This is a genomic window from [Zimmermannella] faecalis ATCC 13722 (genome assembly GCF_000381765.1).
Lineage (GTDB): Bacteria > Actinomycetota > Actinomycetes > Actinomycetales > Microbacteriaceae > Gulosibacter > Gulosibacter faecalis.
Genome location: NZ_KB907082.1, coordinates 139,582 through 152,613, shown reverse-complemented (window position 1 = coordinate 152,613; position 13,032 = coordinate 139,582). Strand labels below are relative to the sequence as shown.

Sequence of the window (13,032 nt, the reverse complement as noted above, 5' to 3'; positions counted from 1 at the left end):
ACTCGATCTCGGGCGCGCATCCCGCCTCGCGACACCCGCCCAACGGAAAGCGTTGATCGAGCGCGATGGCGGCTGCGCGTTCTGCGGGCTCGAGCCATCCATGTGCGAGGTGCACCACGTCCGCTACTGGACCCGCGACGCGGGGCCAACAGACCTCGCGAACCTGATCCTGCTGTGCACGACCTGCCACCACCGCATCCACGACGACGAGTGGCAGATCCGGATCGTTCCGCCCGGCACGGCCGACCCGTACCAAGGTCCGGCACGCCCGGCCCGGTTCAGCGTGCTCGACGAGGTGTGGTTCATCCCACCCGCGAGCGTGTATCCCGACCGCACCCCGAGACTCGGAGGGCGAAGAAGGTACGCACCGAGGGTCCGGACTCGATGCTGACTCGGACGCGGGATGCGGTGTCCTTCGCGGGACTAGAAATCCTCGACGGGGCCCGAGCTCGCGGCCATCAGCACGGCGGGCACCGCGGCCGAGAGCCCGGGCGCGAATACGAGGCCAATCACGATGGCGATGGTGCGGGGCAGCTCGAACTCGTCGCCCGAGCCGGTGTAGTTGGCCGACTGCTGTGCGATCCAGAGGTCGGCCGCGAGCCAGAGCAGGCCAACGATGATGACCGCCAGCGTGAACATCCCGAGCACCCATGCGAACGAGGTCGTGACGCGCTTGCCCCATCCCTCGGCAAGCTGCCCGAGGTGCTGGCGTTCGCGGCTGCGCCGCACGAGCAGAATCGAGTCGGCGATGCCGGTGCCGATCCACACGAACACGGGCACGATGCCGACGAGAACGGGGTACAAGAGCCCGGTGTCATCGGCGCCGGTCACCTCGACCCAGTGCTGCCCCGAAACCGCCGCCGCCGTGGCGATTGCGGCGAGGGCAGTGATCAGCCATACGGGCCAGGGAACCGGGCGAAGTTTCGACATGACGACCAGGGTAGTCAGCGGTTCCGGCTCGCTAGCCTTGGCGCATGGCAAATGACGAAGTCCAGCGCCTCATCGACACCGTCGAACGGTTCCGCGGCGAGCACGGCTGCGCCTGGTTCGAGGAACAGACGCACCGATCGCTCGCGAAATACCTCGTCGAAGAGTCGGCCGAACTCATCGACGCGATTGAGACCGACAACGACGCCGAGATGCGCGAGGAGCTCGGCGACGTGCTGTTCCAGGTGCTGTTCCACGCGAACGTCGCGGCGCACCGGGGCGCGTTCACCCTCGACGACGTCGCGCGCGACCAAACCGAGAAGCTGCTGCGCCGCAACCCGCACGTGTTCGGCGCAACACCGACGCGCGATATCGGCGAGATTATCGCGATGTGGGAAGAGGCGAAGGCGATCGAAAAGCGCGACCGCACGTCGGTGCTTGACGGCGTCTCGCACGCGATGCCCGCGCTCGCCCTCGCACAGAAGGTGCTCGGCCGCGCATCCGGCCTCGAGGTCGATACGCGGGGCCCCGAAAGCAACGACCCCGAAGAGGCGCTCGGCGCACTGCTGCTCACGGCCGTCGCCGCGGCACGGGAGGCCGGTCTCGATGCGGAACGTGCGCTGCGTGGGGCGATCCGTGGGCTGGAATCCCGGATCCGCGATGCGGAACAATCTGCGGGCCGCGGGGTGGGGAATAATGGCTGAATGGCCACTCAGATCAATCCGCCGCGCGGCATGCGCGACTTTCTGCCCGCCGACAAGCGCCGTCGTGAGCGCGTGCTCGCGACCATCCGCGAGGTGTACGGCGAGCATGGGTTCGATGAGATCGAGACGCCGGTAGTCGAAGACTCTGACCGCCTGCACTCGGGCATGGGTGGCGACAACGAGAAGCTCTCGTTCGCGGTCATGCGCCGGGGCCTCAGCGTCGACGACCTCGAGGCCGCGGCACGTTCGGGCGATCCGCTCGAACTCAGCGACCTCGGCCTACGCTTCGACCTCACGGTGCCGCTCGCACGGTACACCGCCTCGCACCGCGGCGAACTGCCGGGAGTGTTCCGTGCACTGCAGATCGGCCCTGTCTGGCGGGCCGAGCGTCCGCAGAAGGGGCGCTACCGCCAGTTCGTGCAGTGCGACATCGACATTCTCGGGGAGCCGGGGCTGCTCGCCGAGGCCGAGCTGCTCGTGGCCGGCTCCGACGCGCTCGCGCGACTCGGGCTCGCCGACTGCACGATTCGCGTCAACGACCGTCGACTGCTCAACGAGCTGCTCGACTGGTGCGGGTTTACCGCCGACGAGGCGCCGGGTGCCCTCATCACGATCGACAAGCTCGACAAGATCGGCGTCGACGGCGTCGTCACCGAACTCGCCGAAACGAACCCGCAGGCGGCGGAGCGCATCCGTGCCGCACTCGATGGCTGGGCGCCGCAGCTCGAGACCGGGCTCGACCTCACGCGCGTGCTCGACTCACTGCCCGCCGAGCTTGCCGCCCGCGAGGGCGCGCAGGCCGCGGCCGCGTCGCTCGCCGAGGTCGCCGCCGCGGTCGAGGCGGGCGGGGGAGCCCTCCCACTCGTATTCGATCCGACACTCGTACGCGGCATGGGCTACTACACCGGCACCATCTTTGAGGTCGCGCACCCGGCCTCGGGCTCGTCGGTCGGAGGCGGGGGTCGCTATGACGGCATGATCGGCCGGTTCCTCGGCCAGGATGTGCCCGCCTGCGGCTTCTCGATCGGTTTCGAGCGCATCGTCGACCTCGTCGCCGAGCAGGCGAACGCGAAGGGCGAAGCCGTGCTCGTGCTCGTCGACAAGCGCCTGCCGGTCGAGGCACAGCTGCGGCTCAAGCGCGCGCTCGCGCGCCCCGGCCGCCGGGTGCGGCTCGAGCGCCGACCGAAGAACGTGCGCAACCTGCTCGAGCGTGCCGTCGCCGAGGGGTTCACGCACGTCGCGCACGCGCACGCCGACGGCGCGACGCCCGAGCTCGAACCGCTCGGCTAGCGCGACAGCGAGGGCGACGCCTCGACCGACCGCCACGCCTCCGCGAGCAACTCGAGGGCGGCAACGCGGTCCGAGGCGTCGTGGGTTTCGACCGCGATGAGCAGCTCGTCGGCGCCGGTCTTCGTAGCCAACTCGGCGAGGGCGGCCGCGGCGGGTTCGGGCGCGCCGACGATGCGCGTCGCGAGGCGATCGGCCACGAGCTCGAAGTCGTCATCATCGAGCGGATGCGCGTCGGCCCACTCGGTCGATGGGTAGGGGATCGCACCCTGCCCGCGCCCAGCGCGAATCGACGCGACCCAGTTGCCGTAGCCCTTCGCGGCCCGCTGCGCTGCCGCATCCGTGTCGCCGACGATGACATCGGCCGACACCATCACGTAGGGCGCGGCGAGGGTGGCCGAGGGCCGGAAAGCGGCCCGGTACTCGGCGATCGCGTCGAGCGTCGTACGCGGCGACGTGTGATAGTTCGAACCAAACGGCAGCCCGAGCGCACCCGCGACCCGAGCGCTGATGCCGGCACTCGTGCCGTGCACCCAGAGCTGCGGCGTCGCGGCGGTCGCCGGCGGGGCGACGAAGGGCCCAGCCTCGGCATCGACCGAGGTGCCCGCGAAGAAGTCTCGCAACTCCGCGATCAGTGCGGCGAGATCGGTCGTGTCGCCGTCCGTGCGCCCGAAGAGCCGCCGCTGCAGCTGAAACTTCGCGGTCAGGTGTTGTGGGAACTCGGGCGTCGAGGCGGGCACGGCGCCCGATCTCCCGAGCCCGAGGTCGATCCGGTCGGGATAGAGCGCGGCGAGCGCGCCGAACGTCTCGGCGACCTGAACGAGCCGATAGTTGCCGAGCAGGGTCGCGGCGGTACCGACCCGGATGCGCTCGGTCCGCTCGGCGAACAGGGGCAGCAGCGTTGGGATCGGCCCGCCGGCGACCCCGGCGTTGAGGTGGTGTTCGGTCAGCAGGTAACGGCGATATCCCGCGCGTTCGGCGTGGCCGGCCGCGACCGTCGAGGCGGTGATGGCGCCCGCCGCATCCCCGCCCTCGGGAATGGTGATGACGTCGAGCGCGTTAAGGGGCGTCGGCCTGGCTTGCGTGGTGCTCATGCGCGAGCCTCGACAGGCGCATCCTCGCGGAGCGCCCCGCCTGGCACCGCTGCGGTGAGCTCGCGCGCGTACTCGGTCGTAGGCGAGTAGAGCACGTCGCGGGTTGCACCGATCTCTTGCACCGTTCCCTGCTGCAGCACGACGACGCGATGCGCAACTTCGCGCACGACCGCGAGGTCGTGGGTGATGAACAGGTAGCTGACCCCGGTGCGCTCCTGCGTCTCGACGAGGAGCTCGAGAATCTGCGCCTGCACCGTGACGTCGAGGGCCGACACTGGCTCGTCGAGCACGATGAGCTTTGGGTCGAGCGCAATCGCCCGGGCGATCGCGACCCGCTGCCGCTGGCCGCCCGAGAGCTCGCTCGGCAGCCGGTGCGCGAACTCGCGCGGCAGGTGCACCTGATCGAGTAGTTCCGTTGCCCGGCCCGGGAGCTCGCGGCGCGACGCGAGGCCGAAGTTCACGAGCGGCTCGGTGATGGTCTGCGCGACCGTGAGGTGCGGCGGCAGCGAGGCGAGCGGGCTCTGGTAGACGAGGGTGAGCGCCTTGCGCACCCGCCGGTGTGCCTTCGCGTCGAGCCCGATGAGCTCGGTGCCCTCGAACTTCATCGACCCGGCGTCGACGTCGGTGATGCCGACGAGCGCCTTCGCAAGTGTCGTCTTGCCCGAGCCCGACTCACCGACGAGCGCGACGGTCTCACCGGCGCGCACGTCGAGCGAAACGCCGTCGAGCGCGGCGACCTGCTCGCCGTGTCGACCGCGCCCGACTCGGTACTGCTTGCGCACGTCGCGCACCTCGAGCACCGTGGCGCGCTCGGGGGCCGCGGGAAGCTCCCGAATCGCGGCGCCCGCACCCGCGCGGAACCTCGGCGCGGCGGCGATAAGCCGCTTCGTGTAGGGGTGCGTGGGCGCCTCGAGAATCTGTTCGGGGGTACCCGACTCGACGATTTCACCGTTTGAGAAGACGAGGACGCGGTCGGCCCGGTCGGCCGCAACGGCAAGGTCGTGCGTCACGAACAGCAGCGAGGCGCCGAGCCGCTGCACCTGGTCGTCGAGCAGGTCGAGGACGCGCTTTTGCACCGTCACGTCGAGCGCACTCGTCGGTTCGTCGGCGATGAGCAGGCGCGGCTGCGCGGCGAGGGCCGCCGCGATCAACACGCGCTGCAGCATTCCGCCCGACAGCTCGTGTGGGTACTGGTCGAGGCGCTGCTCAGGACGAGTAATGCCGGTGCTCGCGACGAGCTCGAGTGCGCGGGCACGGGCGTTGCTGGCACGCTCGCGGCGGCTCGCGCCCGGCACGAGGTCGTGGAGCCGCAGCGTGTCGACCACCTGGTCGCCGATGCGCCGCACTGGGTCGAGCGACACCGCCGGGTCCTGCGGCACGAGGCCGATCTTCGCCCCGCGGATCGCGCGCCACTGCTTCGACGTGAGGCCACGCAGTGAACCGCCGTCGAAGTCGACCTCGCCCGTCACCTCCGCGTTGCCGCCGAGGAGGTTGAGGATCGCGTTCGCGGTGGTCGTCTTGCCCGAGCCGGATTCGCCGACGAGCGCGACCCGCTCGCCATCGGCGACGTCGAAGCTTACGCCGCGAAGGGCTCGAGTCGACCGGCCGCCGACGACGTAATCGATCGTGAGGTCGCGCACCGTGAGCAGCGGCGGTGAGGTTGAAGCGACGTCGCTCATGCGGAGGTTCCCTTCTGAAACGCGCGGGAGATGTGGTTGGCCGCCACGACAACGATGGCGAGCACGAAGCCCGGAATCACGGTGAGCCACCAGGCGGTCGCGAGGTAGCTCCGGCCGTCCGAGATGAGGGCGCCCCACTCGGGAGTCGGCGGCGTCGCGCCAAAGCCGAGGAAGCTCAGGGCCGACACCGCGAGGATCGCGGTGCCGAACTCGAGCGCGGCGAGTGAGAGCACGGGCGCGATCGAGTTCGGGAAAACGTGGCGGAACAACCGCCGAAAGACGCCGCCGCCGTACACCCAGCTCGCTTCGACATAGGTCGAGCTCGCGACCTTGATCACCTCGGCCCGCATGATGCGCGCGAAGCTGGCACTGCTCGCGAGCCCGACGGCGATCGCGACGTTCACCGTGCCGAAGCCGATCGCGGTGACGATGATGAGCGAGAGCAACAGCGAGGGCACCGAGATGACGACGTCGATGATGCGCATGACGATGGCGTCGAACACGCCGCGGAAGTAGCCGGCGAGCAGGCCGATGACCGAGCCGATCGTGAGCCCCACGAGCACCGCGACGAGGGTCGCGAGCATCGAGAGCGACGTGCCGTAGACGACGCGAGTGAACTGGTCGCGACCGACCTGGTCGGTGCCGAATGGATGCTCGGCCGAGGGCGGCAGGAGCATCGCGTCGGCGTCGATGGCGGTCGGGTTGCCCGAGGCGAACACGCTTGGCCAGAACGACCAGGCGATGACGACCGCGAACACCGCGATTGCGCCGATGAGGAGCGGGTCGCGCACGACGCGCTGCCGCAGCGCGGCGGCGCGGGGTCGAGCGGAAATGATGGCGGTCATGCTGCCGCTCCAATCGCCGGTTCAAGCGTGCGGCGAGCCTTGGCCGCGGTGCGCAGGCGCGGGTCGACGAGGGGATAGACGAGGTCGACGAGCAGGCTCGAGATCACGAACGTGGCGGACACGACGACCACGATCGCGAGCAGCACCGGCCCGTCGAACCGGCTCACCGCATCCACCGTGAGCTTGCCGATGCCGTCGCGGCTAAACACGGTCTCGGTGATGGCGGCGCCCGCGAACAGCTGGCCGACGAGCATGCCGACCATCGTGAGCACCGGCAGCACGGCGTTGCGCACCGCGTGGCCGATCACCCGGCGATGGTCGGCACCGCGCGAGCGAAGCACCGTGATGAACGGCTCGGTGAGCGTCACCTCGAGGCTCCGGGCGAATAACTGCGCGAGCGTCGCGCCGGTCGGAATGGCGAGGGTGATCGCCGGGAGGATGAGGGATTCGGCGCCCGAGCTACCCGACGCGGGCAGGAGCCCGAGCCGGAACGAAAACAGTTGAATCAGCAGTAGACCGATCCAGAACCCGGGCAGCGACACCCCGAGGGGTGGGACCGCCGCCAAGAGACGGCGGACCCAGCGCTGGCGAGCAGAGTTCGCGGCGATCGCGAGCGCCCCGCCAAACACGACGGCGAGCACGAGGGCCGCGGCCGCGAGCGCCCCGGTCTGCGGCAGCAGGGTCACGACGCGCTCCCACGCCGAACCGCGAGTCTCATACGAGAGCCCGAAGTCGAGGTGCAGTGCACCCCAGAGTGACGTGAAGTACTGCTCGTAGAGGGGCCGGTCGAGGCCCCACTCGGCTCGGAGTGCGTCGATCTGTCCCTGATCGAGCGTGTCGTTCTCCTGCGTTGCCGACAGCACGAGGATCGTGGCCGGGTCGCCAGGCAGCAGGTAGAGGACGAGGAATGTCAGGGTGTAGGCCGCCCAGATGACGAAGATGGCCTGCCCAAGATGGGTGAGTGCGCGAGTCACGTCGCTGCCTCCTTTCCAGATGAACTCGAGTTCCGAGCCGGTGGGGTGGGGTTACTGCTCGATCCAGGTATCGATGAAGGTGAGTCGGGAGGTGCCGTCGAGTTTGAGGTCGTGCACCTTGTCACTCACCGCGATGCTCGAGATGAGCGTGTAGAGCGGGAATCGGTAGCCGTCGTCGATGATCTGCGTCTGCACGTTGGCAAGCAGCTCCTGTCGCGCCTCCGGGTCCTGCTCGCCGACCTGTTCGTCGAGCTCGGCCTGGATCTCGGCCAGGTCGGGGGCCTCGGCCTCGTCGAGGTCCGCTTCGATCCACGCCGGGAGGTACTGGATGAAGTCCTGGCGCAGCCGGTCGGGCTCGTTGCGCGAGACGTTCGAGTACTGCAGGTCGGACTGGTCGGCACGGGCCGTCGATTCCGAAACGCTCACCTGCGTAATCTGCAGGTCGACGCCGATCTTCTTGAGCTGCTCCTGCACCGCGACGAGCGGGTCAGAGGCCTGCCAGAAGATCACGGTGAACTCGAGGCGCTCGCCGTCGCGCTCGCGGATGCCGTCGGCGCCCGGCTCCCAACCGGCCTCGTCGAGGAGCTCGTTGGCCGCATCCACGTCGAGCCCAAGCTCGTCGCTAAGGTCGGTGTAGAGCGGGGTGGTCTCGGCGAGCAGGCTCGTCGCGGGGATCGCGTCGTCGCCGTACGTGATGCGCGAGACCTCCTCGCGGTCGATCGCGAGCTGAATCGCCTGGCGCACCGCGAGCTCCTGCAGGGGCGTGTCGCGGTCGAGCTTCGGCGTGAGCGAGAAGACGGTGCCGGGGTTCGTGCGCTCGACCACGTGGTAGCCCGGCGTCGCCGCGAAGTTGTCGAGTTCGGCCGACGTGAGGAAGCTTGCCGCGTGGATGTCACCGGCGGTGAGGCTGCCCGAGCGCACGCTGATCTCGTCGATCTGGGTGAAGCGGATGCTGTCGAGGTAGGCCGCGCCCTGGTTCGAGTTCACCTCGGTCGAGAGGTTGTAGTCGGGCACCTTCGTGAGCACGACCTCCTGCTCGGGGGTGTAGCTCTCGACCTGGAACGGGCCCGAGCCGACGAACTCACCGTTCTGGCGGTCCTCAATGCTGAGCTTCGTCGACTCGGTCGAGATGAGGCCGAGCGTCGACGTGCTCGTGGCCTCGAGGAACTGCAGGTTCGGGCCGGGGAACTTCACCTCGACGGTCGTGTCGTCGACCACGGAGGTCTCCGCGCCCTCGAGCAGCTGGGATGCGCCGGCCGCGTCCGCGCCGAGCTCGAGAATCGCGTCGAAGTTCGCCTTGACCGCGGTCGCGTCGATCGGGGTGCCGTCGTGGAAGACGGCGTCGTCACGCAGGTGGAAGACGAATTCCGACGAGTCCTCGCTCACGTCCCACGACTCGGCGACCCACGGCAGGGTCGTGCCGGGGTTGTCGGGGTCGGAGATGGTGAGCGACGCGACGAGCTGGCGCTGCACGGCGACGCCGTCATTGTTGCCGCCCTGCTGAGGGTCAAGCTGACCGACGCTCTGCACGCCGACGACGAGCTCGCCGCCCGCAACGGGGTCGCTCGTGGCACCGCTGTCGGCCGAGGTGGCGGCGCTGGCGCAACCGCTGAGCAGCAGCGCGCTGATGGCGGCGATCGCGGCGAGCGGGGCGAAGGCTCTGCGGCGAGAGCGGGGTCGATCTGGTGGGGTCGAAGACATGGGAGTCCCTTTCGAGGTGTAGTCCGCCCGCGAGCGCGGGAGGGGAGTTGGTGAGGATGCGCGGCCGCGGCATGCAGCATCCGGTCTGTTGGGGCCTAGGCGGATGCGCGGCGGCCGAGCGGCGGGCGCAGGCCGAGGTGATCGCGCAGGGTCGTGCCGACGTATTCGGTGGGGTAGGCGCCGCGTTCCTGGAGGGCCGGGACGAGCCGGTTCACGACGTCATCGAGGCCGTGCGGCACGTGGCGGAGCCCGAGGTTGAGCCCGTCGTAGGCGCCGCTGCGCACGGCGTGAGCGAGTTCGTCGGCGAGGGAGTCGGGCGTGCCCACGAACGAGCGCGAGCTCGTGAGGTGGGCGACCAGTTCGCGGGCCGTCGCGAAGCCCTTCGCCTCGCTGATGTCGCGCCACTCGGCGACGACGTCCTGCGGCGTGCGGTAGTGGCCGACGGTGCCGCGCTCGACGCTAATCTCGCTCGTCGACGGTGCGAAGCTTGGCAGCGGGCCGTTCGGGTCGAAGTCGGGTAGCGCCTCACCGTAGGTGTGCTCAACAAACTGCACGACGTGGGCGTCGGTGAGCGCGGCCTCCTGCTCGGCACGCCAGCGGTCCTCGGCGTCGGCGAGGGTGTCGCCGATGACGATCGAACCGCCGGGCAGCAACAGGACGTCGTCTTCCGGCCGGCCGGCGGCGCGCAGGCGCGAGCGGATGTCGGCCGCGAACTCGAGCGCGTCGTCGAGCTGCAGGTGGCGCGAGAAGATGACATCGGCGTGCTTGACCGCGAGATCGCGGCCGCCGGCCGAGTCGCCCGCCTGGAAAAGCACGGGATGCCCCTGGGCGCTCGAGGGAACGCTGAGTCGGGCCTTGACTGACGAAAAGTCGCCGTCGCCCTCGATGAGCTCGGGAGCCTGTGACCACTCGGCGGCGTGCGTCGAGTCGCTCGGCGCGATGTTCGCCCACGAGTCCCAGAGCGCGCGCACGAGCCGCACGTTCTGTTCGGCGTGCTCGTAGCGGCGCGGCACGTCAACATAGCCGCCGCGGCGGAAGTTCTCGCCGGTCCAGCCGTTCACGGTGGTGACGATGTTCCAGGCCGCGCGGCCGCCCGAGAGCACGTCGAGCGTCGCGAGGCGACGGGCGAGTGCGTAGGGCTCGTGGTAAGTCGCGTTCTGTGTTGCGACGAGACCGATGCGGTCGGTGATGGCGGCGAGGGCTGCGAGGTGGGTCTGCGAGTCGGGGCGGCCCGCGACGTTGATTTCGATGACCTCGCCGAGGTGCTCGCGCAGGCGCAGGCCCTCGCCGAAGAAGAACGCGTCAAAGAGGCCGCGCTCGGCGGTCTGGATGGTTTGGCGGAACGCCTCGAAGTCGATCTGGTTGAGGGCCGTGGGCGATTGCCAGTCGACGCCCTCGTTGACGCCGGCGTAGAACACGCCGAAGTGGACGTGGGCGTTCGGGCGTGGGTAGTCGGTCGTGGTGGTCATGATTCTGGTCCGTTCTCGTCGTGGTGCGGGCTACGCGTGGGTGGTCGCCGCGGTGGCGAAGACATTGGCGGGGCGCTCTAGGCCGAGCGTTTCGCGCAGGGTGGCGCCGAACGTCGGCGCTGCGGCGATCTCCAGCCGGCGCAGCTCCGGCAGCACGAGCCGCTCGAGCTCGTCGCCGTCGACATCGAGCACCGCCGGGAGGATGCGCACACCGTCGACGGCCCGCTGCAGCTGCGCGATGAGCTCGACGAGTTCGGCAGAGTCGCCGACGACGCGCAGTGAGTCGGGGCGGTGCGCCGGCACACCGTCGGCCAGGGCAGCGGCGTCGAGCGCGGCGAGCCGCGAGGCGGCCGTCTCGCCGCGGGCATCGAGCACCACCTCGACCTCGGCGATGACGCGGCCGACGCCGAGCTCGCGGGCCCGGGCGGCCGCCTCGGCGATGGCCTCGACCGAGTCACCGCGCACGAGGGCGACGTCGATGAGGCTCGGGTCGACCTCCCCGATGCGGCCGAACACGGGCGGGCGGCCCTGGAGCGGCCGCGGGGTGATCGATGGGCCGCGCACCGTGAAGCGCTCGGAAGCGAAATTGATGGCGTGGAGGCGCTGGTTGTCGAGGAAGCGGCCCGAGTCGATGTCGATGATGACCGCGTCGTCTTCCCAGGAGTCCCAGAGCTGGGTCGCCGCAGTGACGACATCGTTCGTCTCGGCGAGCAGCTCGTCGCCGGTGAGTTCCTCTCGACCGAGCGTCGCGCTCGCGGCGGGCGAGGTGGTGCCGTCGATGAGCCAGCCGGCGCGGCCGGCCGAGGCGTGGTCGAGGCTCGAGATCTGGCCCGAGAGATGGAACGGCTCGGCCCAGACCGCCGAGGCGACGGGCACGAGGCCGATCGTCGAGGTGAGCGGCCCGGCAAAGGCAGCGAGCAATACCGAGTCGAGTCGAGCCGCGCTCGGCCCTGCTGCCTCGGGCGCGGCGGTGTTATCGCTCAGGGTCACGTAGTGGAAGCCCGCGCGTTCGGCGGAGCGGACCTTGTCGGCGAGGCGGCGTGGGGTGAGTGCCTCGGCGGGGGAGTGAGCGGCGAAGCGCCAGGCGGTGGGATGCGCGCCAGCTCCGTCGAGCTCGAGCGCGAGGGTGAAGGGTGCAGTGGTCATGAGTTAGTCCAATCGAGTCGGGAGACGAGTTAGGAGACGAGGGCGGCGCCGAGATTGGCCTCAACCGCCGGGAGAACTTCGGTTTTCAGCAGTTCAAGGCTTTCGAGCCATTGGCGTTCGGTGAGATCGCCTCGATTACCGGGAATTGAAATGGCGTCGAGGCCATAAACCTGCGCATATCGAGTCAATTTGTCGATGGCCTGCTGCGGGCTACCGACGAGAAACGAACTGCGGGCGACGTAGTCGTCGTAATCCTGGAAGAGTGTTTCCGGAGCGAAGTTGTTATAGGTGTCGACTCGGCCGGCCGCGGTGCGCTCATAGAACGGGCGGAATGCCTCGACCGAGTCTTGTGAATTGCGGGTGAGGAACAGGCTGAAACCGGCGCCGACCTTCGCGTCTTTCGGGTCGCGACCGTGCTCGCGCCACGCCTCGCGGTAGCGCTCGACGAGGGGAGCGTAGCCCTCGATCGACTTTTGCACGTTGGCGACCCAGATCGGGTCGCCGTACTCGGCCGCCAGCTCGACGGTCTCGGTCGAGGTCGAGGAGCCGTGCCAGGTACGGATGCGCGGCTGCAGCGGCTGGGGTCGGCTCACCCAGCCCTCAAGCGGCACGGTGCGGGTCGTCGGCCGCCCCGGCGTCGGTGCCCAGTGCACGGGTTCGCCCGACCAAAGTTGGCGCAGTACCCGGTAGTTCTCGTGTTCGGTGACGTGCGCGTCGTCGCGGGCCACGCCGAACAGCTCGGCCTGTTCCGAACCGTTGCCCTTGCCGACGATGAGCTCGAGGCGCCCGCCCGAGAGCTGGTCGAGGGTCGCGTAGTCCTCGGCGACGCGAACCGGGTCGAGCACCGAGAGCAGCGTCACTCCGGTAAAGAGGCGAAGCGTTGACGTGCGGGCGGCGATATTCGCGAGAATGACCGGTGGCGCGCTCGAAAGGAATGGCGCGTGGTGACGCTCGCCGACGGCATAGCCGTCAAAACCGAGCTCTTCGAACCGCACCGCATTTTCGACGACGGAATTCAATCGATCGACGTCGCTGAGCTGAATTCCATCGACCGATGGGATGTTGCTGATGATGTCGAGACCAATAACGCGGACCATGGCGGGTGCTCCAATTCGGCGAGGGGTAAGCGATTGGCTGCGAACCTATTGAGTGCCCGAGGTGGAGTGCGAATATGGCGAGTCACGCACATTCATGCGCGGTAATGCG

General features: G+C 69.2%; 12 protein-coding genes. 3 read left to right on the top strand and 9 right to left on the bottom strand.

The window, feature by feature from the left end; genetic code table 11:
* Nucleotides 1-391, top strand: a 391-nt coding sequence (locus tag G328_RS0111500) for an HNH endonuclease (RefSeq protein WP_026339849.1), incomplete at its 5' end; no start/stop codon positions are given.
* Nucleotides 392-423: 32 nt separating this feature from the next.
* Here G328_RS0111500 and G328_RS0111495 read toward each other — a convergent pair.
* The gene (locus tag G328_RS0111495) at nucleotides 424-930 is read right to left on the bottom strand and encodes a hypothetical protein (RefSeq protein ID WP_019619504.1); all 507 of its coding nucleotides are present in this window, start codon (nucleotides 928-930) and stop codon (nucleotides 424-426) included.
* A 44-nt stretch (nucleotides 931-974) separates the two neighbouring features.
* Here G328_RS0111495 and G328_RS0111490 point away from each other — a divergent pair, with 44 nt between their 5' ends.
* Together G328_RS0111490 and hisS are read left to right on the top strand one after the other, a co-directional pair.
* Nucleotides 975-1,631, top strand: coding sequence for a nucleoside triphosphate pyrophosphohydrolase (locus G328_RS0111490; protein WP_019619503.1), 657 nt, complete (start codon nucleotides 975-977; stop codon nucleotides 1,629-1,631).
* On the top strand, nucleotides 1,632-2,921 hold the full coding sequence (gene hisS / locus G328_RS0111485) for a histidine--tRNA ligase (protein ID WP_019619502.1): 1,290 nt from the start codon (nucleotides 1,632-1,634) through the stop codon (nucleotides 2,919-2,921). It abuts the gene before it with no gap.
* Here hisS and G328_RS0111480 read toward each other — a convergent pair.
* The 8 genes from G328_RS0111480 to G328_RS0111440 form a co-directional block, all read right to left on the bottom strand.
* Nucleotides 2,918-4,012 carry an MsnO8 family LLM class oxidoreductase gene (locus G328_RS0111480; RefSeq protein WP_019619501.1) on the bottom strand — a complete coding sequence of 365 codons (1,095 nt, stop codon included), beginning with the start codon at nucleotides 4,010-4,012 and terminating at the stop codon, nucleotides 2,918-2,920. The genes hisS and G328_RS0111480 overlap by 4 nt on opposite strands.
* Entirely contained in the window at nucleotides 4,009-5,691 is a 1,683-nt protein-coding gene (locus tag G328_RS0111475) for a dipeptide ABC transporter ATP-binding protein (protein WP_019619500.1), read from the bottom strand. The genes G328_RS0111480 and G328_RS0111475 overlap by 4 nt, the downstream gene beginning before the upstream one ends.
* Entirely contained in the window at nucleotides 5,688-6,536 is an 849-nt protein-coding gene (locus G328_RS0111470; protein WP_019619499.1) for an ABC transporter permease, read from the bottom strand. The genes G328_RS0111475 and G328_RS0111470 overlap by 4 nt, the downstream gene beginning before the upstream one ends.
* On the bottom strand, nucleotides 6,533-7,510 hold the full coding sequence (locus tag G328_RS0111465) for an ABC transporter permease (protein WP_019619498.1): 978 nt from the start codon (nucleotides 7,508-7,510) through the stop codon (nucleotides 6,533-6,535). The genes G328_RS0111470 and G328_RS0111465 overlap by 4 nt, the downstream gene beginning before the upstream one ends.
* Nucleotides 7,511-7,561: 51 nt before the next feature.
* The gene (locus G328_RS0111460) at nucleotides 7,562-9,211 is read right to left on the bottom strand and encodes an ABC transporter substrate-binding protein (protein WP_019619497.1); all 1,650 of its coding nucleotides are present in this window, start codon (nucleotides 9,209-9,211) and stop codon (nucleotides 7,562-7,564) included.
* A 95-nt stretch (nucleotides 9,212-9,306) separates the two neighbouring features.
* Nucleotides 9,307-10,680 (bottom strand): NtaA/DmoA family FMN-dependent monooxygenase, encoded by a 1,374-nt coding sequence (locus G328_RS0111450; RefSeq protein ID WP_019619496.1) that lies wholly within the window; start codon nucleotides 10,678-10,680, stop codon nucleotides 9,307-9,309.
* 30 nt (nucleotides 10,681-10,710) lie between these two features.
* Nucleotides 10,711-11,826, bottom strand: a complete 1,116-nt coding sequence (locus G328_RS0111445) for an LLM class flavin-dependent oxidoreductase (RefSeq protein WP_019619495.1) — start codon at nucleotides 11,824-11,826, stop codon at nucleotides 10,711-10,713.
* A gap of 29 nt (nucleotides 11,827-11,855) precedes the next feature.
* Entirely contained in the window at nucleotides 11,856-12,923 is a 1,068-nt protein-coding gene (locus G328_RS0111440; protein ID WP_019619494.1) for an LLM class flavin-dependent oxidoreductase, read from the bottom strand.
* Between the last annotated feature and the right edge of the window lie 109 nt (nucleotides 12,924-13,032).